The organism is Nonomuraea sp. NPDC050310 (genome assembly GCF_040655795.1).
Lineage (GTDB): Bacteria > Actinomycetota > Actinomycetes > Streptosporangiales > Streptosporangiaceae > Nonomuraea.
Genome location: NZ_JBFAKP010000002.1, coordinates 386,712 through 409,253, shown reverse-complemented (window position 1 = coordinate 409,253; position 22,542 = coordinate 386,712). Strand labels below are relative to the sequence as shown.

Annotated in this window: 24 protein-coding genes and 2 tRNA genes; 16 read left to right on the top strand and 10 right to left on the bottom strand. The window is 69.3% G+C overall.

Annotation, left to right across the window (positions count from 1 at the left end):
* Positions 1–27 precede the first annotated feature (27 nt).
* Both AB0I67_RS08110 and AB0I67_RS08105 read left to right on the top strand, forming a co-directional pair.
* Entirely contained in the window at positions 28–1,029 is a 1,002-nt protein-coding gene (locus AB0I67_RS08110) for an ArsA-related P-loop ATPase (RefSeq protein ID WP_357919499.1), read from the top strand.
* Between the two features lie 37 nt (positions 1,030–1,066).
* Positions 1,067–2,194 (top strand): ArsA family ATPase, encoded by a 1,128-nt coding sequence (locus AB0I67_RS08105; RefSeq protein ID WP_357919496.1) that lies wholly within the window; start codon positions 1,067–1,069, stop codon positions 2,192–2,194.
* A gap of 75 nt (positions 2,195–2,269) precedes the next feature.
* On the opposite strand, the gene AB0I67_RS08100 is transcribed toward AB0I67_RS08105, so the two are convergent.
* On the bottom strand, positions 2,270–2,566 hold the full coding sequence (locus AB0I67_RS08100) for a WhiB family transcriptional regulator (protein WP_181610211.1): 297 nt from the start codon (positions 2,564–2,566) through the stop codon (positions 2,270–2,272).
* A 242-nt stretch (positions 2,567–2,808) separates the two neighbouring features.
* Here AB0I67_RS08100 and AB0I67_RS08095 point away from each other — a divergent pair, with 242 nt between their 5' ends.
* On the top strand, positions 2,809–5,082 hold the full coding sequence (locus AB0I67_RS08095; RefSeq protein ID WP_357919493.1) for a transglycosylase domain-containing protein: 2,274 nt from the start codon (positions 2,809–2,811) through the stop codon (positions 5,080–5,082).
* A gap of 234 nt (positions 5,083–5,316) precedes the next feature.
* Here the strand turns inward: AB0I67_RS08095 and AB0I67_RS08090 are convergent, their stop codons facing one another.
* Positions 5,317–5,772: a GatB/YqeY domain-containing protein gene (locus AB0I67_RS08090; protein ID WP_357919490.1), complete on the bottom strand. Its 456-nt coding sequence runs from the start codon at positions 5,770–5,772 to the stop codon at positions 5,317–5,319.
* Between the two features lie 59 nt (positions 5,773–5,831).
* Here AB0I67_RS08090 and AB0I67_RS08085 point away from each other — a divergent pair, with 59 nt between their 5' ends.
* From AB0I67_RS08085 to AB0I67_RS08075, 3 genes are all read left to right on the top strand, one after another.
* Positions 5,832–6,707 carry a metallophosphoesterase gene (locus AB0I67_RS08085; RefSeq protein WP_357920377.1) on the top strand — a complete coding sequence of 292 codons (876 nt, stop codon included), beginning with the start codon at positions 5,832–5,834 and terminating at the stop codon, positions 6,705–6,707.
* Positions 6,708–6,768: 61 nt separating this feature from the next.
* Positions 6,769–6,842 (top strand) — tRNA-Pro (locus AB0I67_RS08080).
* Positions 6,843–7,118: 276 nt separating this feature from the next.
* Complete coding sequence (locus AB0I67_RS08075) at positions 7,119–9,110, top strand: WD40 repeat domain-containing protein (protein ID WP_357919488.1); 1,992 nt, start codon at positions 7,119–7,121, stop codon at positions 9,108–9,110.
* Positions 9,111–9,515: 405 nt separating this feature from the next.
* Here the strand turns inward: AB0I67_RS08075 and AB0I67_RS08070 are convergent, their stop codons facing one another.
* The gene (locus AB0I67_RS08070) at positions 9,516–10,337 is read right to left on the bottom strand and encodes a hypothetical protein (protein WP_357919486.1); all 822 of its coding nucleotides are present in this window, start codon (positions 10,335–10,337) and stop codon (positions 9,516–9,518) included.
* A 105-nt stretch (positions 10,338–10,442) separates the two neighbouring features.
* On the opposite strand from AB0I67_RS08070, the gene AB0I67_RS08065 reads away from it, so the two are divergent.
* Positions 10,443–10,515 (top strand) — tRNA-Met (locus AB0I67_RS08065).
* Positions 10,516–10,543: 28 nt separating this feature from the next.
* The gene (locus AB0I67_RS08060; RefSeq protein WP_357919484.1) at positions 10,544–11,626 is read left to right on the top strand and encodes a hypothetical protein; all 1,083 of its coding nucleotides are present in this window, start codon (positions 10,544–10,546) and stop codon (positions 11,624–11,626) included.
* 8 nt (positions 11,627–11,634) lie between these two features.
* Here AB0I67_RS08060 and AB0I67_RS08055 read toward each other — a convergent pair whose 3' ends face one another.
* Positions 11,635–12,300 (bottom strand): SDR family NAD(P)-dependent oxidoreductase, encoded by a 666-nt coding sequence (locus AB0I67_RS08055; RefSeq protein WP_357919481.1) that lies wholly within the window; start codon positions 12,298–12,300, stop codon positions 11,635–11,637.
* Positions 12,301–12,382: 82 nt separating this feature from the next.
* Here AB0I67_RS08055 and AB0I67_RS08050 point away from each other — a divergent pair, with 82 nt between their 5' ends.
* Positions 12,383–12,745 carry a MerR family transcriptional regulator gene (locus AB0I67_RS08050; RefSeq protein WP_357919479.1) on the top strand — a complete coding sequence of 121 codons (363 nt, stop codon included), beginning with the start codon at positions 12,383–12,385 and terminating at the stop codon, positions 12,743–12,745.
* 5 nt (positions 12,746–12,750) lie between these two features.
* Here the strand turns inward: AB0I67_RS08050 and AB0I67_RS08045 are convergent, their stop codons facing one another.
* Positions 12,751–13,215: a lamin tail domain-containing protein gene (locus AB0I67_RS08045; protein ID WP_357919476.1), complete on the bottom strand. Its 465-nt coding sequence runs from the start codon at positions 13,213–13,215 to the stop codon at positions 12,751–12,753.
* Between the two features lie 54 nt (positions 13,216–13,269).
* On the bottom strand, positions 13,270–13,644 hold the full coding sequence (locus AB0I67_RS08040; protein ID WP_357919473.1) for a PH domain-containing protein: 375 nt from the start codon (positions 13,642–13,644) through the stop codon (positions 13,270–13,272).
* A gap of 144 nt (positions 13,645–13,788) precedes the next feature.
* Between AB0I67_RS08040 and AB0I67_RS08035 the strand changes: the two genes are divergently transcribed.
* On the top strand, positions 13,789–14,352 hold the full coding sequence (locus AB0I67_RS08035) for an N-acetyltransferase (protein ID WP_357919470.1): 564 nt from the start codon (positions 13,789–13,791) through the stop codon (positions 14,350–14,352).
* An 18-nt stretch (positions 14,353–14,370) separates the two neighbouring features.
* Complete coding sequence (locus AB0I67_RS08030) at positions 14,371–14,994, top strand: DUF6193 family natural product biosynthesis protein (RefSeq protein WP_357919468.1); 624 nt, start codon at positions 14,371–14,373, stop codon at positions 14,992–14,994.
* Positions 14,995–15,125: 131 nt separating this feature from the next.
* On the opposite strand, the gene AB0I67_RS08025 is transcribed toward AB0I67_RS08030, so the two are convergent.
* Positions 15,126–15,425 carry a nucleoside triphosphate pyrophosphohydrolase gene (locus AB0I67_RS08025; protein ID WP_357919466.1) on the bottom strand — a complete coding sequence of 100 codons (300 nt, stop codon included), beginning with the start codon at positions 15,423–15,425 and terminating at the stop codon, positions 15,126–15,128.
* 73 nt (positions 15,426–15,498) lie between these two features.
* On the opposite strand from AB0I67_RS08025, the gene AB0I67_RS08020 reads away from it, so the two are divergent.
* The 5 genes from AB0I67_RS08020 to AB0I67_RS08000 all read left to right on the top strand — a co-directional run bounded on the left by AB0I67_RS08020 (position 15,499) and on the right by AB0I67_RS08000 (position 19,674).
* Positions 15,499–15,927: a hypothetical protein gene (locus AB0I67_RS08020; protein ID WP_357919463.1), complete on the top strand. Its 429-nt coding sequence runs from the start codon at positions 15,499–15,501 to the stop codon at positions 15,925–15,927.
* A 39-nt stretch (positions 15,928–15,966) separates the two neighbouring features.
* Positions 15,967–16,995 carry an alpha/beta fold hydrolase gene (locus AB0I67_RS08015; protein ID WP_357919460.1) on the top strand — a complete coding sequence of 343 codons (1,029 nt, stop codon included), beginning with the start codon at positions 15,967–15,969 and terminating at the stop codon, positions 16,993–16,995.
* 86 nt (positions 16,996–17,081) lie between these two features.
* Positions 17,082–18,209: an LLM class flavin-dependent oxidoreductase gene (locus AB0I67_RS08010; RefSeq protein WP_357919457.1), complete on the top strand. Its 1,128-nt coding sequence runs from the start codon at positions 17,082–17,084 to the stop codon at positions 18,207–18,209.
* Between the two features lie 236 nt (positions 18,210–18,445).
* Complete coding sequence (locus tag AB0I67_RS08005) at positions 18,446–18,919, top strand: hypothetical protein (RefSeq protein WP_357919454.1); 474 nt, start codon at positions 18,446–18,448, stop codon at positions 18,917–18,919.
* An 80-nt stretch (positions 18,920–18,999) separates the two neighbouring features.
* Entirely contained in the window at positions 19,000–19,674 is a 675-nt protein-coding gene (locus AB0I67_RS08000) for a DUF2071 domain-containing protein (RefSeq protein ID WP_357919452.1), read from the top strand.
* Between the two features lie 98 nt (positions 19,675–19,772).
* On the opposite strand, the gene AB0I67_RS07995 is transcribed toward AB0I67_RS08000, so the two are convergent.
* The 3 genes from AB0I67_RS07995 to AB0I67_RS07985 are packed head-to-tail and all read right to left on the bottom strand — an operon-like array spanning position 19,773 to position 22,449.
* On the bottom strand, positions 19,773–20,831 hold the full coding sequence (locus AB0I67_RS07995; protein WP_357919449.1) for a hypothetical protein: 1,059 nt from the start codon (positions 20,829–20,831) through the stop codon (positions 19,773–19,775).
* Positions 20,832–20,890: 59 nt separating this feature from the next.
* Positions 20,891–21,397, bottom strand: a complete 507-nt coding sequence (locus AB0I67_RS07990; RefSeq protein ID WP_357919447.1) for an isoprenylcysteine carboxyl methyltransferase family protein — start codon at positions 21,395–21,397, stop codon at positions 20,891–20,893.
* Complete coding sequence (locus tag AB0I67_RS07985) at positions 21,391–22,449, bottom strand: 3-oxoacyl-[acyl-carrier-protein] synthase III C-terminal domain-containing protein (protein ID WP_357919445.1); 1,059 nt, start codon at positions 22,447–22,449, stop codon at positions 21,391–21,393. Before AB0I67_RS07985 ends, AB0I67_RS07990 begins: the two co-directional genes overlap by 7 nt.
* Positions 22,450–22,542 lie beyond the last annotated feature (93 nt).

The window sequence follows — 22,542 nt, the reverse complement described above, 5'->3', positions numbered from 1 at the left end:
AAGTGACCGTTCGGTAGCCTCTCAAGCGTGGACCGGGACACGGATTGGGACGGCGTGCGGCTGCACGTGGTGACGGGCAAAGGTGGCACGGGCAAGACGACCGCCGCCGCCGCGCTGGCCCTTGCCCTGGCCTCAGGCGGGCGGAAGGTGCTGCTCGTGGAGGTCGAGGGCCGCCAGGGCATCGCGCAGATCTTCGACCTGCCGCCGCTGCCGTACGAGGAGCGGCGGATCGCCGTCGCGCCCGGCGGGGGCGACGTGCACGCGCTGGCCATCGATCCAGAAGAGGCCATGCTCGAGTACATGGAGATGTTCTACGGCATGCGGCGCGCGGGCAAGGCGCTGACCCGGATGGGCATCGTCGACTTCGCGACCACCGTGGCGCCGGGCTTCCGCGACGTGCTGGTGACGGGCAAGACGACCGAGGCGGTCCGCCGGCGCGACAAGCGCGGCAAGCGGGTCTACGACGCGGTCGTGCTGGACGCGCCGCCCACCGGGCGGATCACCCGCTTCCTCAACGTGACCAAGGAAGTCGCGGGGCTGGCGAAGGTCGGGCCGATCAAGAACCACTCCGACCTGGTGTCCGGGGTCGTGAAAAGTCCGGAAACGGCCGTGCACTTTGTGACTTTGCTTGAGGAGATGCCGGTCCAGGAGACCCTCGACGGCATCGCGGAATTGCGTTCGGCCGGGCTCCGCCCGGGTGGCGTTTTCGTCAACATGGTGCGCGAATCACAGCTCCCGCAGGCCGCTCTTGACTCGGCTGTCAAGGGTCGCTTCGATGTCGGCGAGCTCGCGCTGGGGTTGAAGGCGGCCGGACTGACCGACGGGCCGGCGGACGCCTCCAAGGCGGCCGAGGCGCTGCTGGAGGAGATCGTCGAGCACGCCAAGCGCACCGAGCTGGAGGCGGCCGAGCGGGCCACGCTGGCCGAGGCCGGGCTGCCCCGCTACGAGCTGCCGCTGCTGGCCGACGGGGTGGACCTGACCGGGCTGTACGAGCTGGCCGAGAGCATGCGAAACCAGGGAGCGGCGTGAGCACGGTTTTCGACGGTCGGTGGGGATGGGAGTCGGCGTGAGCAGGAAAGCCCCGGTGCTGGACGTCGACGCGATCCTCGACGACCGCAACACCCGGATCATCGTCTGCTGCGGCTCCGGCGGCGTGGGCAAGACCACCACGGCCGCCGCACTGGGCCTGCGGGCCGCCGAGCGCGGCCGGTGCGCGGTGGTGCTGACCGTCGACCCGGCCCGCCGCCTGGCGCAGTCGATGGGCCTCACCGAGCTGGACAACACCCCGCGCAAGGTCACCGAGACCGAGGCCGGCGGCCAGTTGTTCGCGATGATGCTCGACATGAAGCGGACCTTCGACGAGATCATCGAAGCGCACGCGGACCCGGAACGAGCCCGACAGATCCTGACCAACCCGTTTTATCAGTCTTTGTCGTCATCCTTCGCGGGCACGCAGGAGTACATGGCGATGGAGAAGCTGGGCCAGCTCCGCCGCTCCGACGAGTGGGACCTGATCATCGTCGACACCCCGCCCTCCCGCTCGGCACTCGACTTCCTCGACGCCCCCGAGCGGCTGGGCCGCTTCCTCGACGGCCGCTTCATCAAGCTGCTCACCGCTCCCGCCAAGGCCGGCGGGCGCAGCGCCTTCAAGCTGCTCAACGCCGGGTTCGGACTCGTCGCCGGCGCGATGACCAAGCTGCTCGGCGCCCAGGTGATCAAGGACCTGCAGACCTTCGTCTCCGCGCTCGACGCCGTCTTCGGCGGCTTCCGGCAGCGCGCCGAGATGACCTACAAGCTGCTCCAGGCCAGCGGGACCGCCTTCGTGGTCGTCGCCGTGCCCGAGCGCGACGCCATGCGCGAGGCGGCCTACTTCGTCGAGCGCCTGGCCGAGGAGCGCATGCCGCTGGCCGGGCTGGTGGTCAACCGCGTGCACCTGTCCCCCGCCTCCGGGCTCACCGCGGCTCGCAGTACGGCTGCCGCGGAAGAGCTGGAGACGCGCGGCGAGCACGAGCTGACCGCCGCCGTGCTGCGGCTGCACGCCGGCCGGATGCAGCTCGCCGCCCGCGAGGGACGGGAGCAGGAGCACTTCACCTCGGCGCACCCGACCGTCCCCGTGGTGCAGGTGCCGGCCATGTCGCAGGACGTGCACGACCTCGACGGACTGCGCGAGATCGGCCGGCTGCTGGCCTCGTGAGGCGCCTCAGAACGCGCTGACATGCCGGTACGGCAGGCGGCTTGCCTGCCGTACCGGCATGTCAGGCTGGCTGGGTCAGCCGGCGATCAGCTCGTTCGTCCGCTCGTACTCCTCCTTGGCGGCCTCGAGCAGCTCGCGCCAGGAGTCGACGTCTGGACGCCGCCGCAGCAGCGCTCGACGTTCCCGTTCCGTCATACCGCCCCACACCCCGAACTCGATGCGGTTGTCAAGCGCATCGGCGAGGCATTCGGTACGGACCGGGCATCCTCGGCAGATTAGTTTCGCCCTGTTCTGGGCAGCTCCCTGGACGAACAGAGCGTCCGGGTCCGCACCCCGACAGGCGGCTCGGGAGGTCCAATCCGTGATCCACATGTTCGACCCCACTCCCCTTAGGTGGTCAGTCGTCAGTTGGGGCCGACGGGCGCGGGCGCCGAGCCTCCGTATTCAGTTGCCGCAGAGGAGAACGTACGCAACGAGCCGTTCGGGCCGACAGACCCCAGCGGACCAATTTTTCGACGGAGTGTTGACCGGGAATGACTAGTCACCCCCACCAGTCAAGGCGAAATGGGGTTCAGTTACCGATAAGGACACCCTTTCGACGTAACCTAGGTTCCGTGCAAGCTCAGGGCAAAGATCGTGCGAACCCCGTCGTCAGCGTCGCGCGGCTGCTTCTCGCCGGCGGCATCGCCGGCGTGCTCGCCGCCGCGGTCGCCCTGCCCGCCGTCGGCGGCGCCGGGCTCACGGTCAAAACCGGCACCGAGGCGCTCAACCTCAAGCCGGAGAACCTCGACGAGCCGCCGCTCAAGATGCTGGCCGTACTGAACGATGTGAACGGCAAGCAGATCGGTCAGTTCTACGACGAGTACCGCATTCCGGTACGGCTCGACCAGATCGCCCCGGTCATGCAGGACGCGATCATCGCGATCGAGGACTACCGCTTCTACGAGCACGGCCCGATCGACATCGAGGGCACCGCCCGAGCCCTGCTCAAGAACATCGGCGGCGGCGGCGTCGTGCAGGGTGGTTCGTCGATCACCCAGCAGTACGTCAAGCAGGTGCTGGTCAACAAGGCCACCACCGACGCCGAGCACCAGGCCGCCATCGCGCCGACGCTCTCCCGCAAGCTCAACGAGCTGCGCTACGCCATGGCGATCGAGGAGAAGTACACCAAGGACCAGATCCTGGAGAAGTACCTCAACATCGCCTACTTCGGCGCGGGCGCACACGGCATCGAGGCCGCCGCCAAGCGCTTCTTCGGCACCACCGCGGCCAAGCTCACCCTCGTGCAGGCGGCCACGCTCGCCGCCGCCGTGCAGAAGCCGGTCTCCACCGACCCGACCCTCGGCAACGACGCCAAGGCCCGCCTGCTGGAGCGGCGCAACCTCGTGCTCGACACGATGGTCCTGCGCGCGAAGTCCCTGAAGGCGGCGGTCACCCAGCCCCAGGCGGACGAGGCCAAGAAGCTCCCGCTGGGCTACAAGAACACCCGCATTCCGGGCGGCTGCGAGGAGAGCAAGTACCCGTACTTCTGCTTCTACGTCAAGAACGAGATCGTCGACAACGAGGACTTCGGCAAGACGGAGAAGGAGCGCCTCGACTTCCTGAACGCCGGCGGCATCACCATCCACAGCACGCTCGACCCGGCGATGCAGAAGGCGTCGGAGAAGGCCATCCGCCGGTACGTCTCGACCAAGGACAAGCCGGTCGCCTCCCAGGCGATGATCGTCCCGGGAACCGGCGAGATCCGCGCCATGGCCGCCTCCCGCCGCTTCGGCCGCAGCGCGAAGAAGAACGAGATCAGCTACAACGTCGTCGCCGACAAGAAGCACGGCGGCGGCCGCGGCTTCCAGCAGGGCTCCACCGCCAAGGCCTACACCCTGGCCGCGGCCCTGGAAGCCGGCATGAAGATGGGCGACGGCAACAACACCGGACGCACCTACACGGTCGACCCGTACCCGAACAACAAGCTCAAGACCTGCGCCGGCAAGCCCACCGGCGCGGGCGAGCCGCACCAGGTCTTCAACTCCAGCGAGGGTGGCGGCGGCTTCAAGACCCTCGAAACGGGCACCTGGGGCTCGGTCAACACCTTCTTCATGAAGCTCGAGGAGCAGGTCGGGCTCTGCGAGACCGTCGAGATGGCCAAGAAGCTCGGCGTCAAGCGCGCCGACGGCGCCAAGCTCGACGAGGTGCCGACCTTCACCCTCGGCGTCAACGAGATGGACCCGGTCACCGTGGCCAACTCCTACGCCGTCTTCGCCGCCCGCGGCCGCTACTGCCGGCCCAAGGCCATCGCCTCGATCACCGACCGCGACGGCAAGGTCAAGAAGTTCGGCAACAAGTGCAAGGACGTCCTCGACGAGGAGGTCGCCGACGCGGTGAACGCGGTGCTGTCCGGGGTGTTCACCAAGGGCACCATGTCCCAGGTCGGCGGCATCGGCCGCGACGCCGCCGGCAAGACCGGCACCACCGACGCCTACACCGCCGCCTGGTTCGCCGGGTACACCCCCGACCTCGCCTCCGCGATCAGCGTCGGCGACCCCCGGGGCGCCTTCCAGCACGACCTCATCGGGGTGACCATCGGCGGGCAGCACTACCCGTACGTGTACGGTTCCTCGATCGCCGGGCCGATCTGGCGGGACTCCATGGCGGCGGCGCTCAAGAACACCGACAAGACGTCGTTCTTCCCGGTCAACACCGAGCGGTTCGGCGGGTGCAGCGACTTCTGTGCGCCGAAGAAGCCCAAGAAGGACAGGAACGACCGTGGCGACGGGGACGGCGGCGACGGCGGTCCCGGGGGCGACGACGGGGACGGGCCTTGGGGGGACATCTTCGAGGACCCGGACGGTGACGGCGGCGGCGACGCCGGCCCCATCACCCCGGGCCGCTAGCCGGTTCTCCCGGTAGCCCTCGGCTGCCGGGAGCCCCTGACCTCTCGGGGCCCCGGCCCGTTGGGGCCCCGAGCCTCTCGTGGCCCTTGGCCTCTTGGGGGCCTTGGCCTCTCGGGGCCCTTGGCCTCTTGGGGGCCACCCGGCCTCCAGGTTGGCCGCTCCAGGCCCCCGCCCTGTCGCCGGGGCGGAGGCCGCGTCCTCCGGTGACCGGCGCGCTTGGCTGTGCGCCTGTGGTCAGCCGGCCAGGCGGGTGCGGACGGCCTGGGCCACCCGGCCCCCCTCGGCCCGTCCGGCCACCTTCGGGTTGACCACCTTCATGACCTGCCCCATGGCCTGCGGCCCTGCGGCCCCCGACTCCGCGATCGCCTCGTCCACGAGCCGGTACAGCTCCTCGTCCGAGAGCTGCGCCGGCAGGTACTCCTCCAGCACCGCCTGCTCGTCGAGCTCCGCCTGCGCCTGCTCGGTCCGCCCGGCGTTGGAGAACGCCTCAGCGGCCTCCCGCCGCTTCTTCGCCTCCTTGGTCAGCACCTTGAGGATCTCGTCGTCCGACAGCTCCCTGGCCGTCTTCCCGGCGACCTCCTCCACGTTCACCGCCGCCAGGGCCATCCGGATCGTCCGGAGACGGACTTCGTCCCGGTTCTTCATCGAAGCCGACAGGTCGGCCTTCAGCTTGTCCTTCAATGCGCTCATGCGCTCCATCTTGCCGTCTCCACTTCGGGCATGATGAACAGGTGAGGAAAGCTGTGGCTGTGCCCCTGTCCCTGCTCGGTCTCGGCGTGGCCGGACTGGGCTACGCGTCCGTCATCGAGCGCAACGCCTTCCGCCTGCGCCGGTTCGACGTCCCGGTGCTCGAGCCGCGCCAGCGCCCGGTGCGCATCCTGCACATCTCGGACCTCCACCTGACGCCTCGCCGTACCATGTTGATCAACTGGGTCCGGTCCCTCGGCGCCCTGGAGCCCGACCTCGTCGTCAACACCGGCGACTCCCTCGCCCACCCCGACGCCGTCCCGTCGCTCCTGTACGCCCTGGAGCCCCTCCTGACGCGTCCTGGGCTCTTCGTGTACGGATCCAACGATCTGTACGCTCCCAAGCCCAAGAACCCGTTGCGCTACCTCTGGCGTACTTCGCGCACCGACAAGCGCCAGCACGTCCCCAGCCTTCCCTGGCGCGAGCTCGGCGCCGGCATGTCCGCCGAGGGCTGGCTCGACATGAACAACACCACCGCCCGTCTCAAGGTCGGTGACCTCGACGTCGCCGTCGCCGGCATCCACGACTCGCACATCGACCGTGACCGCTACGACCTCGTCGCCGGCCCGGCCCCCGCCGACGCCGACCTCCGCCTGGGCGTCATGCACTCCCCCGAGCCTCGCAACATGACCCGTTTCGCCGACGACGGCTACCAATTGCTCCTCGCCGGCCACACCCACGGCGGCCAGCTCTGCATCCCCTTCTACGGCGCCCTTGTCACCAACTGTGGCATCGACCGTGCTCGCGTCAAGGGCCTGAGCAGGCACGACTCCGCCTTCCTCCACGTCTCCGCCGGCCTTGGCACCTCCCCCTACGCCCCGGCCCGCTTCGCCTGCTTCCCCGAGGCCTCCCTCCTCACCCTCGTCCCCCGCCGCTGACGGTCACAAGCACCTGGGAAGTCCGCTAGACTTTTCCAAGCACGCCGCAAGCGGAGTGCACCGGGGTGTAGCGCAGCTTGGCAGCGCGCTTCGTTCGGGACGAAGAGGCCGGAGGTTCAAATCCTCTCACCCCGACTGGGTTTTCCCAGTCAAGGGCACTTTCGAGAAATCGAAGGTGCCCTTTTTGGTTGCCTGAGTGACAAACTGCATGACCCCCAAGGCTGTCAGGCCAGAGCTGAGATGGTAGGGGACGCGCCTCTTGGACGAAGAGGCGGCAGGTTCAAAGCAGTCACGGCACCACAGGCGAGGGCTCTCCCCACCGTTGATCCACCAGCCGTGCCACCGGAAGAATGACCCGCTAGATAGCGATGTGACCGGCATGCTGTCTTGGGGAGGGTTCAGGTGGCATCGATGAGGGCGCTCACGGCTGCGCTCATATTGGTTGCGACCGCCTGCAGCGCTGATCTTCAAGGTGCATCCAGGCCGTCGCCCTCGCCCACGATCGCGGAGATCACCGAGTATCCGGCACCAGCGCCTGGTCGTCAGCTTGGGCCTGCAATGTACGGCCACAGCGACCGGTTCGTATTCCCGGCGATTGGCACTGTGAACGGCAAGCCGGTGATCGTCACTGGCGGAAGCGACAGCCTGCTGCGCATCTGGGACTTCGCCACGCACAAGCTGATCGGGGAACCAATCCGCACAGGCCAGGGTCGAGTGAACCACGTCGAGTTGCACCACTGGGACGGCAAGGACATCGCGGTCGTGAGCGGTGGCACGTTGCGCGCGTGGGATCTCGGCGCGCGCCGCCCGTTGACCCCGCCCATGACGACCAAGACGCTCGACACCAACCTGCTGGCCGTTGGCATGCTGGACGGCGCGCGCGTCGCACTCACCGAAGGTGAATACTCCGATATCCAACTCTGGAACCTGGCGTCCGGCCAGGCCGTAGGCGCCCCATTGGAGGGGCAAGGGGCCGAACCTTGGGCCGGGGCAATCGGCAACGTAGGCGGACGCACCGTAGCCATCACCGGGGACGAGGACGGGGGTCTCCACTCCTGGGACCTCGGAACTGGCAAAGCTCTGGCCTCCGGCAAGGTCGCATCGATCGAATACATCTCCAGCATCGGCATCCAGGACGGCGTCGCCGTGATCACCGGTTCGGACGGCGACTTCAACGGCCGGATGGAACGCTGGGACCTAACCACCGGCGTCGTCACCGAGGTGAAGCACGAGGGCAAGTTCGCGCCCATCGAATTGCGCGAACTTGGCGGGCGAACTGTCACGATCTTGGGCGGAAACAGCACTCTACGAGTCACCGACCTGGCCACCGGCGAAATCATCGGCCACGGCTGGGACAGCGACGACCTTCTGGACCACGTCATGGCCGTAGGCATGAACGGCACGACACCGATCCTGGTGATCAGCGATGACGACGCGACAGTGACGGTCTGGAACCTACACACAGGCAAGCAACTCGGGAAGCCGATCTTTGGCGGCGGCGGGAGTGTAGCTTCCCTGGCGGTAGCCAGGGTTCAGGGCAAGACCATCGTTGTAACCGCTGGCCACGACGACACGATCAACATGTGGGACTTAGCCACCCACAAGCCATTCCGGACGCCGATCTCCTGCGCGTGCGTCGAGGACGCGCCCGTGGCTACGGCCACGCGCAATGGGAAGTCGGTCATCGTCTACGCCGACATCGACGGCCTTACAGTCCGCGACACGGCGACAGGCAAGCGAGTGGCCATATCCGAGACCATCGCCCTGCCTCCTGGCGGAGGTGCTCAACTCGCCACGGAGCGATCCCTCGTCGCCGCCCCGATCGAGGGCGACCAGACCATGCTCTGGGACCTCTCGGGGGATGGTTTTCCCCGCCCGATCAACGGCGCGAGCGGAGCGAAGACCGTCGCAATCGGGAGCCCGCCCGGCGGCCAGGTCATCGCGACCGCCACCGGCAAGCAGGTACGACTGTGGAACGCGGCCAGCGGCCAACCGATCGGCAATCCGATCACCATCGACGGCGAGGCCGAATCCCTGGCGATCGGTCATGTCGACGGCAGGACCATCATCTTCTCCCGGCGTAGGTACGCCCCTGACTGGGGCAGCATCCGGCTATGGGACGCCACGACAGGCGCGCTGTACGGCAAGGCCCTGCGAATCCGCTCCACGGCCATGATCGTCACAAGGGTGGGGTCCCGTACAGTGCTGGCGACCGGGCACGACGATGGGACGGTGATCGTGTGGGATCCGCGGACGATGGAACCGCTCCTGCCACCTTTTTCCGGTCATCACGGTGCCGTCACCGGGCTCGCCATAACCATGCTCAAAGGTAAGCCAATCGCTGTCTCCGGCGGCAGCGACGGCAGCGTCCGGGTCTGGGATCTCACGGACCTGTCCCACTGACCCATTCTGGAAGACATCCCAGAAGTGGGTTCAACGATTGATCTCTCCCCCTCTCTCCGAAGATTCGGTCCACCACCACGGCCCCGCCTTGGAGCACAGGACGGATCTGCTTGCGGTAGACCGCTTCGGCCGCGGCGGCGCTGCTGGACACCTTCCCGCATCGGAAGGCCCCCCCCCAGCGTGAGGTCTGCGCAGGTCGGACGACCCCGGAGTGTTTCAGGACGGCAGCGGACTCCAGATGCAGGTCAGGGCCAGCGCCACAAGATTGGAATGGGTATTCGTTTCCTTCGGGACGAAGAGGCCGGAGGTTCAAATCCTCTCACCCGACCAGGTTCCACCTGGTGAAGGGCCAGATTCTCAGGATTGAGAGTCTGGCCCTTGTTCATTTTCCGGCCTTCTGCTGGTTCACGCCGACGCTCGGATTCGCCTGCGCCGGACGACGGAGTTCTGTCTCCACACCAGCGGGCGGATCTCCGCCGGTCCGCCTGGCAGATGACCGGCGGCCAGTACCTCGCGGCGCGACACCTTGGCCACGGACACCCGCTGCCGGTAGTCGGTGAACGTCTGCACCTCGCCGTCGGAGCGACACGGCCCCCAGCGAGGTCCGTCCAGTTCGGTGTAGGACATGCCGTCATGCACGTAGTCGCCCATCGTGGCCACGTACACGGCCCAGCAGCGGAGCAGGGAGGCGGATGCCCGGAAGGTGAGGAGGCCGCCGACGGGCTCCACCGCTGCGTGCCGTACGTCAGGGGCAGGGCGCCAGGTCCGCCACCGCGAGCCGTCCGCGCGTCCGGTCCGCCACTCGTGCACGGCCTGGTCGAGGCCCCAGGTGTGCCACCGCACGGTCCCTTCGGACCTCGGTCGAGGTACGGCAAGCCGTCTGGCCGCCGCAGCTGTGAGACGGGTGAGGTCGGCGGGGATGAGTGCGATGGGGCGGCCGGGTTCGGCGTCGAAAGGGTTGGGGTCGATGAAGCGGCGGTCGAGAAGGACCAGGCTGCCGTGGTGGCGCTGGAAGGACAGCCCCCAGAGCAGGCGGCTGAGCAGGCGGGCGCCGTGTGGGTCGGACAGGATGTGCCAGGTGTCGTGGCAGAGGTTCGTGGAGAAGCGGGCTCGGGTGCCGGAGCGCAGGGTGATCACCTGGTAGGTGCGCCCGTCCGCCCTGACCTCACGGCGGTGCAGCTTGAGGCGGTCACCGACGGTGCGCGCGTTGGATGGCCTGAGTGGCATCGCCCTATGAAAGCGGGCGAAACGCTCCCACATCAAAGCGTTTATGGCGGCCAGGAAAGGTGTTGCGGGTGATCCAGTCGTTCGCGCATGCTCGGTGCAGCACCGGGCGGGTGAGGACGCTGGTGTGTCCGGCGGTTTCATAAGCCGCTTGAGGCGGGTTCGATTCCCGCACCCGCTACAAGCGCTTTAGGCCAAAATACTCCCTCATGTTGTCGCGGGTTTTATCTGCCAAGTGGCTGTTGGCCCTTCTTGGGGCCGTTCTGGTTGGGCTGGGGGCGTGGGTTGTGCTCCACGGGCGGCCTGCTCCGGTGGAGGACGGCCGATACGTCGTGATGGGGTCCGCGTTTCCGGTGGTCGTGGATCTGGTCACGGGCAAGACGGTGGGTGGGGTTCCTACGCCGGATGGGGCGTTCGTGGCGTACACGACCGTGGCGCGGGGGGCGGAGGCCGGCACGTATCTGGCGGCCACGGAGGTGCGACAAAGGGCACAGGTTGGGCGGGCCGGGCCGCGCGGGGCACGGGCGAGGATCTATCGGCTGGAGATGGATGACAAGGGGCGCCTGGAGGTTGCGGGTGCGGTGTCGGAGCAGGTCGAGGGGGTGATTCGCAGCATCGCGGTGTCGCCGGCGGGTGAGATCGCTTATGCGCGGACGATGGTGGATGAGGATGACCGGTTCTTCTCGTTCGCCGGGGTTGTCGGGAGGGGCGAGGAGTGGCCGGTGGAGGATCCGTATCGGCTGTTCTGGGCGGACGAGACGACGCTGGTGTTTCCCTCGCGGGCGGGACCGCCGTGGACGTTGGGGACGAAGGACGACGGGGAGAAGTTCATCGCAGGTGGGGGGTTCCTGCCGACGTTGGATGTCGCCACGGGGGTGCGGGGGAAGGTGGCGGTTCCTCCTGATCTGACGTCTTACGGGATGGTACGGCTGGCCGGTGGGCGGGCGGTCTGGGCGACGGAGGAGGAGCAGGGCGCCGAGAGGGTGGTGTCGCTGGTGCTCTACGACGGGCCTACGGCGATCGGGACGATCTACCGCGCCACGGTGGGGAAGGTCGTCGTGATGCGGCTGGATGCGCGCGGGGAGCGGCTGTTGGTGGGGCATGAGGTGACGAAGGCGACCGGGGACGGGATGTCCGACGTGCAGGTCGATCAGCAGCTTGTACGGCTTGATCTTCGACCGGTTCTGCGACTGCCGGTTCCTGAGCGGGGTGAGCGGCGGGGGCTTGAGGTGCCGCAACAGCGGGTCTGGCAGGGAGATGGGGAGCTGGGTATGGAGGAGATTGCCTGGTAAGGCCGCCCTCAGGCTCGTCCGGGCTTCGATGAGGGGCCGGCGTGCAGGGACTCGTGGGTCCAGTGGGCTCGGGGTTGGGTGTGCAGGTGCCAGTAGTGTTCGGCGATGTCGTCCGGGTCGAAGTCGGTGCCGGGGGCGACCGGGCCGGCGACGGTGACGCTCGCCACGTGCACCCCGGCGGCGCCGTACTCCTGGTCGAGCAGGGTGACCAGCGTGCGGACGGCGGCTTTGCCCAGGGAGAGGCTGACGTACTGGGGTTTGGGCTCGGGCATGCCGCCGGTGATGAGGAACGTTCCACGCCCACGGGCGGCCATGGCCGGCGCGATGTGGGCGGCGGCGTTGAGGGCGCCGATGACGTTCACGGCCCAGGCGTCCATGTGGGCGGCGACGGAGAGCTCGCCCGGGGCGTCGGCCTGGATGATCGCGGCGTTGTAGACGACGACGTCCGGCGTGCCGTACTGGCGGGTGGCCTCGTCGAGGGCGGTGTTCAGGGCGGTTTGGTCGGTGCTGTCGGCCTGCAGGGTGGTGATCGGTACGCCGATGGAGGCGAGGGCCGGGTCGGGTGTGCGCAGGGTTCGGGCGATCAGGGTGATCGGCAGACCTTCCCGGGCGAATCGGCGGGCGACAGCCTGCCCGATGCCCGGACCTGCACCGATGATCACAGCGCCTGACATGGTCATACCCCTTATTTCTGGATCGGTGATACTCGTGACGGTAAGGGGTCACATCGATGTGAAGGTCAAGGGGAGGACCGGCATGCGGATCGGCGACCTGGCCCACGCGACCGGAGTGAACCGGCGGCTGCTGCGCTACTACGAGGAGCAGGGGCTGCTCGGGCCGGTCCGGCTCAGTAACGGCTACCGCGAGTACGGCGAAGCGGACATCGCGACCGTGCGGCACATCCGCGCCCTGCTCGCCGCGGGGCTTTCCACGGCGGTCATCGCCAGGGTGCTGCACTGCCTGCGCAAGGAGGACGTCCTGCCGGCTCCGGCCAGATGCCCGGCCTTCATCGAGGATCTACGCCGCGAACGCGCCCAGATCGCCGAGCGGATCAGCGAGCTGCAGACCTCGCAGCGGGCGCTGGACTCGATCCTCGATGCGGCCGTAAGGGGAAATTAGCCCGGTCAGCAGATCTTGAAGGCGGCGCGAGAGTTGTACGAGCAGGAGTCGCGCAGTTTGCCGGTGGTGTCGCGCAGGTAGGCGGTGTCGCTCCTTTGGTTCCAGATGTAGGAGAAGGTGCCTTCGCCGCCCCGGCCCCAGTACAGGGTGGTTGCGGTGTCCTTGCCCTTGCCGGTGCGGAGGGTCACGGTCCGGCCGGGCTTGAGGGTGAAGGTGTCGAAGGTGTAGACGTGCTCGTCGTCCTTGGTCTTGTCGTGGAGCGTCCAGCCGGTGAGGTCGATCTTCGCCTTGCTGACGTTCTTGAGCTGCACGTACTCGCCGTTCAGGCTGGCCTGGCTGCCGGAGTCCGGGGAGCCTGGGGAGTTGTAGTAGATCTTGGTGATGCGGAGGGGCTCGGCGACCGCGGCCTGGGCGGGATGGGCGGCGAGGGTCAGCAGGGCGGCCGTGGTCAGCAGGGCGCGAATAGCCATAGAACGCTCCAATTCGGGGGTGGAGCGATCTTAGACATTCGGGGCAGGCCCGAGCTACAGCACGAAGCTCGCGATCATGTGGCCGAGCCGGAGGATGTCGGAGCTGCCCTTGAACTCGAAGCGGACCCGGCCCAGGCCGCTGTACCAGAGCTCCAGCTCGGCATCTAGGTCGAACGATCCCGCGGTCTCGATCGACCAGGCTTGGATCTTGGAGTACGGGAGCGAGCTGAAGTCGCGTTTCTTACCGGTGAGACCTTGGACGTTGACCGCGATGATGCGCTTGTCGGTGAAGACGACAAAGTCCCGGACCGCCTTGAAGGCGGCGACGATCTGCTCGCCGTACAGCATGAGCGGGGCCACGGCGGGGCCGACTTCGTCCGGGCTGCAGGGGTTGAGCTTGAACACGGAGCCGTTGGCGAAATCAATCACCCGGACCAGGCTACCCAGGGGTCGAGGGCCTTGCGGGGGCTTCGGTAATCGCGTTGTCGGCGGGGCGGGGCGGCGGGCAGAGTGTCGGCATGATCCGTCATCGTCGCGCCCTCGCCCTGACCGTCCGCTCTGCTGAGGATCACGATGACCTACACCGTTCGTGGCTATACGTCCGCTGATGAGACCGGCTGGCTTCGCTGCCGGGTCCTCTCCTTTCTGTCCACCGCTTACTACGACGACGTCCGTACGGCAAAGCCAGAAATTTCCGGATTTGAGCTGGTCGCCGTCGACCCCACAGGCCACGTCGCAGCCCTCCTGGACGTCGAGCTCGACCACGACCAGGCGACCATCGACACCATCGCCGTCCACCCCGACCACCAGCGCCGCGGCCTGGCCACCCGCCTGCTCACCGAGGCCCGGACCCGCCTGGCGGCCCACGGGATCACCACCCTGGACGCCTGGACCAGGGACGACCCGCCGGCCCTCACCTGGTACCGCAGCCGCGGCTTCACCGAGGACAGCCACTACCTGCACGTCTACGCCAACTACTACACCGACCCGGCCGAACCTATCCGAGCGATAGCCACACCCCGGCCGCCCCTGCGCCCCATCACGGCCTTCCTCCACGCGCCCCTCACCGAGGAGCCCGCCCTGCGGGAGCAGTTCGCCCGCGTGCACGTCTGCCGCCGCTTCAGCCTGACGGTGTGAGCCCGGCACACTCGGAGGATGGCTCGCCCCGACTCCCTCGCTGCTGACGATCTCACCCGCCGCCTCTACCCGGACGTGGTGGCCGCAGGCGGTCTTGCCGAAGCGCTGACGCAGGCGGCCACCGGCCTTGACCTGGGCGAAATCCAGAAGGATCCCAGCGACCCATGGACGTGGACAGGGGTGCCCAGCCTGGCGGACGGGCGCGAGCCGTACACGATCAACCTCGGCGCCGAAGAACGCTGGTTCATCGGCCAAGGCTGGAGCCGGGGAGCGCAGTTGATCTCCGGCTCGACCCCGAGCCTGGCGGAGACGGCTCGGGCCGCCAACGCCTGGCGGCGCGGTCGCCCGCTCGCCGAGATTCGGGCGGCTGCGCCGTTCATCGAGGTCAGCGACCTCGCCTTCGCGCACGAGCGCGGTCCGGAGCACGCGGTGACCGTCAAGTGGCGCCTGGTCCGGGAGCAGGCGCGGGACGCCCCTGCCGACGGCGTCCGCGCCCTGGTCGAGGCCGCCCACACCGAGCCTCGGCTGCGGCAGCTCTTCCCTTTCCTCAGCATGTGGTCCCTGCACTTCTCCACTTGCACCGGCTACCCCTTCGTGTGTCCCCTCCCGCAGGTGATCGCCACGGGCGACGGGCGCTTCTAGGTCGCCGACCTTGCCGTGGTCGCCACCGCGCAGGAAGCCATCGCCTTGATCGCCGATGCCCTCCCGACCGGCATATGCCCCGCGAGGGCAGGCACCGCCGACGACCTCGACCAGCCCGGAGGATGGCCCGGTCAGCGCAGGTAGAGCCGGTCGGTGAAGCCGCCTCGCTCTTCGCGCTTGGCCAGCGACACCCGCTCGATGTCGGCCCAGCCATGGCCGTGGACCGCCGCCAGGGCGCGCAGGACCTCGAGGACGTCCGCGATCTCCCCGGCGACCTCCTCAGGCGTCGCCTCGGCCAGTTCGCCGGCCTCCTCGAACAGCTTGTCCCGCAATGCCGCGCGGTACTCGGTCTCGCCCAGCACGGTGACGGCCGGGTCGCCGCCGTTGCGGCGGATGATCTCCGGGATCCTGTCGCGAACCAGCTTGCCCATGGCCTGCGCCCCTTCGTCGTCCCATCAGAGCCCCACTACGGCTGGATCCCCTATGTTGACCTAGGGTTTGGTGGTGAACGTCATCCAGTTCGAGATGGTGCCGCCGCTCAGGATCCTGATCGACGGGAGGGACCTCCGGGAGCATGTCCGGATCGTGGAGTTGCCCTTCGCCACCGCCGAAGGGAAGCCGGATCTCGCCGGGTCCTACAAAGGTCTGTCGGAGCGGGACAAGGTCTGCTGGCCCAGCACGCACTTCCTCGGCCGGCCCCTGCTCCAGTGGTTGGACGACGGTGACACCGTGCTGCTGGGGTGCACGTGCGGGGAGTGGGAGTGCTGGCCGCTGACCGCCCAGGTGCAGGTGGGTGAGGAGACGGTCACCTGGTCGGGGTTCCGCAACGGGCATCGGGCCAGTTGGGATCTTGGGGCGCTCGGGCCGTTCACGTTCGACCGCGAGCAGTACGAGAGCGCGCTCCGGCGCACCGCGCGACGGGGCGACATCTGACCTGTGACAGCGGGCGGGCCCGGTGGCATGCTGGTCAGGGTGAAGCAGGCAGTCAGGTTCGCCTACACGCCACGTGGCCGCGTCGCCTACTCGGTCGTCGGCAGCGGCCCGCCGCTCGTGTATCTCCTGGGCTGGGTGTCGCATCTGGGGCTGGTCTGGGATGTGCCGGCTCACCGCGGGTTCGTCGAGGCGCTGGCCCGGCGGTACACGGTGATCCGGTACGACAAGCTGGGGAGTGGGCTGTCGGACCGGGGGCGGGCGGAGTTCACCCTTGAGTCCGAGCTTGAGGTGCTTGGTGCGCTGATCGGGCAGCTTGGGCTCAAGCGCTACAGCCTGTTCGGGTCGTGTGAGGGTGGACAGGTGGCGGCGGCGCATGCCGTACGTCATCCCGACGCTGTCGCGTCGTTGCTCTTGTACGGCAGTTGCGCGCGGGGCGAGGACCTTGCGCCGGAGCCGGTCAGGCAGTCGATCCTGTCGCTGATCGGCGCGCACTGGGGCATGGGGTCGCGGGTGCTGGCCGACGTCTGGTTGCCTGGCGCTTCGGCTGAACTGACCGATGCTTTCGCGCGGCTGCAGCGGGCTGCGGCGACGGCCGAGACGGCCGCGGCGTTGCTGGACATGTTCTACCGCATCGATGTGCGGCATCTGCTGTCGGAGGTGCAGGCGCCGACGCTGGTCATGCATCGGCGGGGTAGCCGGGCGGTGCCCTTCGAGCTGGGGCGGGAGCTGGCTTCGCTGATTCCGGGGGCGCAGTTCGTGGCGTTGGAGGGGCGGATGCAGCCGATCTACGCCGAAGGTTTCGAGGGGGCGGCCTCGACGATCCTGGCGTTTCTCGGCGATCAGGGTGGGGTGCGGCCGGCTTCTGGTGGGGGCGGGCTCACTGAGCGGGAGGTCCAAGTGGTGGATCTCATCGCTGAGGGGCTGACCAATGCCTCGATCGCTCGGGTGCTGGGGGTGTCCGTGCGGACGGTCGACGCGCATGTGGAGCATGTGCGGGCCAAGCTGGGCGTCCGGTCCCGGGCCCAGATGGCCGTTTGGGCGAGCGAGCAGCGGCTGTCGCGTAGGTAGTTTCCCGGCGGAGGTGGTACGGCGGGGCCGTGGCGTAGGTAGAACGGCCGATTCGGCCGGGGTGGGGATGCTCGTAGCTTCGTGGCATGGATGGCGGGCGTGCGCACGGGGGGGACGGGGTGGCGGGTGTACGGCGGGGCGTGGCGACGACGCCGATGGAGGTTCGGCGTGAGGTGATCGTTCGCATGGCTGTGCTGGCGGACGAGCTTGGTTATGAAGTGTTCTCCGTGGCTGAGGGGTGGGGGTTGGATTCGACCGTTCTGCTGGCTGAGATCGCCACCAGGACGCGGCGGATCAAGCTCACCAGTGGGGTGTTGTCGGTGTGGGGGCGTACGCCCGGGACCATCGCCATGGCGGCTGCGACACTGCACCAGATCTCCGGCGGTCGGTTCGTGCTTGGGCTGGGGGCCAGTAGCCGGCGGTTGGTGGAGGGGTGGCATGCCATGCCCTTCGCTCGGCCGGCGGAGCGGTTGGGGCGGGTTGCTTCCGAGGTGCGGGGGCTGCTGGCGGGTGGTCGGGCCCGGCCTGCCGTACGAGAGGCCGCCCTTCACGAGGCTGTTCGAGAGGCGGCCGGGTCGGGGGCTCGGGTGGCGGCGCGGGGGTTACGGCTGGGGCAGCCGGCGGTTGCGGACCTGCCGATCTGGATCGCCGCCACCGGGGAGCAGACCATTCGGGTGGCCGCCGAGCAGGCTGACGGCTGGTCCTCGATCTACCTGCGCCGGGACCGGTGCCGCGAGCTGGCCGCCGAGATCAGGCACCGCCGAACCGTCGCAGCCCTCCGGACCACCGAGGACACCGGGACCGACGCGGACGCCCAGGCCGCCCCTCGACAGCCGAGGCCGCTCACGGTGGCGGCCGGGCCGTTCACCGTCGTTGACACGGACGTCGATTCCGCCCGTGTCGTCGCGGCGGCCTGTACGGCGTTCTATCTGGCGGCCATGGGTGAGGTCTATCCACGCCTCGTCTCCTCACAGGGCTTGGAGGCGGAGGTCGACCTCGTCCGAGCCGCCAACTCGGCCGCCAACCGGGGGCTGGGGGTGGTGCCCGATGCGGCGCAGGTCCTGCTGGACGAGTTCACTGCCTACGGCACGGCGGCCGACGTGCGGGAACAGCTCAAGCCGTGGGACGCCGCCGTGGATGTCACCATGGTCGCCCTGCCACCGGGACTCCCCTGGCCGCAGATCGAGGCGACGTTGCGCGCGGCCGCCCCATGAGCTGGACGAAGGAGAGCCGGCGCGCCACCCGCTGGCGGCTGGCGAGGTGGGACGGGCCCAGCGGGCCCATGCTAACCACGCGCCCCGGCACGGTCACCGTCATCCCTCGTACGGTCACCGCTCCACCCAGGCGCCCCGGTACGGTCACCGCGCCACCCGCGAGCCCGCGTGAGGTCACCGCGGCGAGTTGTCGGCGGCACGGTCGTCAGTGGCTGATCGAGCTGGGTGGACGCACCGTGGCGGTCGACAACAGTGTCGGCCTTCAGCATCTGGCAGTCCTCATCGCCAACCCCGGGCAGGAGATCCACGCCCTCGACCTCACCGCCCTCCAGACCTTGCGCAAGCCGTACGGCGAGGCAGCGGCACCCATGTCGGTCCAGCCTGTGCTGGATCAGCAGGCCGAACGCGCGTACAAGGACCGTCTCCGGGATCTGGTGGCCGAGCTGGACAACCACGATCCGTTGAACGACGCCGAACGGGCAGCGGTACTGCGGCTGGAACATGACTGGCTGGTCGCGGAGCTCGCCGCGGCCACCGGGCTGGCCGGACGCGCCCGCCGATTCACCGATGACGGCGAGCGGGCCAGGATCGCCGTCGGGAAAGCAATCCGCCGGGCGCTGACCCGCATCACCGAAGCGGACCACCTGATCGGCGAGGAGCTGCGCGCCACGGTGGAGACCGGGCAACGGTGCTGCTACCGGCCTCGATGACGCCCAACCGCCGACGACCCACAGCCGAGCCGAAAGCCGGCCAACGGCATGGTCTGCGCGAATTCGGGGAGGCCACCAGGGTGGACATCCCGAAGGTCCTGCTCCCGGTGATGTTCCACCGGTGGACCACCATCAGCTTCCTGCACTGGCCCGTGCCCGCCGAGCGCTTCCGGGTGCCGCACGGGCTGGAGGTGGAGACGTTCGACGGGACGGCGTGGCTGGGGGTGACGCCGTTCGTGACGACGATCCGGCCGGGGCTGGCGCGGTTCCCGGAGACGAACGTACGGACCTATGTGCGGGATGCGCAGGGGCGGCGGGGGGTGTGGTTCCTGTCGCTGGAGGCGGGGATGTTGTCGGCCGTGCTCGGGGGGCGGGCGGGGTACTGGCTGCCGTATCGGTGGGCGGAGATGTCGGCTCGGCTGGACGGGGACCGGATGAGCTACCGGTCGCTGCGCCGGTGGCCGGGGCGGCCGGGGGCCAGGTGCGACGCGGACGTGGAGATCGGGTCGGCCCTGGGGGACAAGGACGCGCTGGCTACCTTCCTGACCGAGCGGTATCGGCTGTACACCGAGGTGGCCGGGGTGCTGGCGTGCGCCGACGTGGAGCATCGGCCGTGGCCGCTGCACCAGGCGAAGGTGGTCAGCCTGCGGCAGGATCTGGCGGAGGGGCTGTCCGACGATCCTCCGGTAGTGCACTTCTCGCCGGGGGTGGCGGTCCGGGTGGGCATGTGGCGGCCGATCCGGCGGGCGGCCTAGCGCCGCCAGCGGGCGCCCGGCTCAAGGCGGGGAGCCATCTCAAGGCGGGGAGCCGTCTCAGCGGGGAGACGCGAGATCCACACGAGCCAACGCGTAGTTCATGACCCGCCGCCACTCCCCTCCCGCGCGGCCCAGGCTTGGGCGATCTTGTCGCGGGCCAGGGCGTTCAGGGCGGCGCGGTGGGCGGGGTCCTCGGCCCAGTAGGCCTCGGCGCACAGGACCCGGGCGGCCTCGTGGGGTTCGGCGTCACGGACGAGGTAGAAGGCGCCGTCGTAGCGGGCGCGGTCGGGGTCGGTGCGCAGGACGGTGACGACGGCGGAGACGAGGATCCGCCGGGTGAAGGGGTCGGTGACGTGAACCTGACGGCCGGCGGTGAAGGTGGGGTCGACGGCCGGCGGGGGCGCCCCGTCGAGGTAGTCGGTCTCCCAGCGCCACAGCCGGCGCGCCACGCCAGGGGGCAGGGAGTGGGTGTCGGCCGCGACGGTGTAGACGTGGTCGCCGGGCCGGCAGAGGGCCATGGCGATACGGTCGGCGTCGGCCTCGCGGCGCAGCCAGTCCTCGCGGGCGGCCGGGGACAGGTCGTAGACCGCTTCCGGCAGCAGGGCGCCGGGTCTCAGGCGGGGACGGCCGCCGGGGGTGTCGCGGGAGGTGACCCAGTCGGCGGCCACGGAGACCGGGACCGGAGGCGCGACGCCCGAGGGGCGCGGGGCGAGGTCGGCCTCGGAGAGGTCGACGCTCTGGCCGTGGACGCCACGGTAGAAGTACGGGAGCGGACGCGCGTGCACGGCCGGGTCGAAGACGTCGCGGATCGGCCAGAAGCGCAGCAGCCAGCTCTCGGCCTCGTCGTCGGGAACCGGCCGGTAGTAGGCGGCGAAGCCGTACTCGAACAGCGGCGGCCCGATCAGGAAGGGCCGACCCGGGCTCTCCAGCGTGGAGGCGGGCTGGATGACGCCGGTGTCGGCCACGAAGGTGCCGTGCCGGGCCGGGAGCCAGGAGGTGGGCGGGCCCGGGTCGGCGTCCCAGGCTTCGAGGCGGACGGGCGCCTCGTAGTGGTAGCCGCTCGGGCAACGCCAGGGGTCGAGGGCGGCGCCCAGCAGGCCCAGCTTGCCGTACTCGATGTCGAGCAGGTCGTCGAGGTGCCGCAGGAGGTGGGGCATCGGGAGGCTCTCTGATCCGGGGGGGCGATCAGTATGCCGGAGCCGGCCGACAGATTCGGCTAGGCGGTCGAGAGGGCCTGGTTCTCCACCCGGATGCGTACGGCCAGCAGCGCCGCGTTGGCGAGCGTGAAGAGCAGCGCGGTGAGCCAGGCGGTGTGGACGAGCGGCAGCGCCAACCCCTCGACGACGACGGCGACGTAGTTGGGGTGACGCAGCAGCCGGTAGGGCCCGGCCGAGACGAGCGGCAGCCCGGGCACGATGATCACGCGGGTGTTCCACCGGTGCCCGAGGGTGGTGATGCACCACCAGCGCAGGGCCTGCGCCAGGACGACGAGAGCGAGCATCGGCCAGCCGAGCCACGGCAGGAACGGCCGGTCCAGCAGCCAGACCTCCAGGGGCGCGCCGACCAGCAGCGCGACGTGCGCCAGGACGATCCCGGGATAGTGGGAGCGGCCGTACTCGATGCCGCCCCGCGCACGGGCCCAGGCGAGGTTGCGCCGGGCGACGACCAGCTCGGCCAGCCGTTCGACGCCGACCAGCCCGATCAGCACCAGGTAGCTCACCACCGCAGCAGCACCAGCTCGGCGGAGAAGCCGGGGCCGAGGGCCATGAGCAGGCCGTGCTCGCCCGGTTCGCCGGGCCGGCGGGCGATGGTCTCCTGCAAAACGTTGAGCACCGACACCGAGGACAGGTTGCCGATGGCCTGCAGCGAGTGCCAGGTGAGGTCGAGCGCGCCCGGCCGCAGGGACAGGACGTGGTCGATGGCCTCGATGACCTTGGGGCCGCCGGGATGGCAGACCCAGGAGGTGACCTCGGCCGGGGACAGGCCGTGGTCGGCCAGGAAGCCGGTGACGTCGCCGGCGAGTTCGGCTTCGACGAGCTCGACCAGGTCGGCCGCCAGGACGATGCGGAAGCCGTGTTCGCCGACCTCCCAGCCCATGATCCGCTCGGTGTCCGGGTAGAGCCGGCTGCGGGTCGCGATCACCGACGGGCCCACGGCCTGGTCGGGTGTGGTGGGTGAGCGTTCGTCGCCCCAGGCGACCACCGCGCCGGCTCCGTCGCCGAACAGCCCGCTGGCCACCAGGTTGGCCACGGAGGTGTCTTCCCGCTGCACGGTCAGCGAGCACAGCTCGACGCAGACGACCAGCCCGGCCTGCAGCGGATGGCCGAGCAGCAGGTCGTTCATCCGGGCGAGGCCGGCCGCCCCGCCCGCGCAGCCGAGCCCGAAGACCGGGACCCGCTTGACGTCCGGCCGCAGCCCGACCCGCTGGGCGAGCCGGGCGTCCAGGGACGGGGTGGCCACGCCGGTCGAGGAGCACCACACCAGGTGGTCGATCTGCTCGGGGGCGGTCCCGCTGCGGGCCAGCGCCTCCTTGACCGCCCGTTCGGCCAGGTCGAGGGCGTGGGTGACGTACTGGTCGTTGGCCGCGGTGAAGCCGTCGAGCCGTTCGTAGTCCTCCAGCGGCAGCGCCAGGGAGCGCCCGGTGATCTGGGTGGCCTCGTGGAAGCGCCGCAACAGCCCGTGGTCGGCCGAGCTCAGCCGGGCGAACGCCTCGGTCAGCTCGGCCTGCGAGTAGCGGTGATCGGGAACGACCGTGTCCACGGCGGCGATACGCATACCTGTCTTCTGCCACCCCGCGAGTAGCACTAACGTCACAACGGGTGCATCGGCCCCTATAACTGCGCTTAATTGCCACTCGATCAGGAAAAC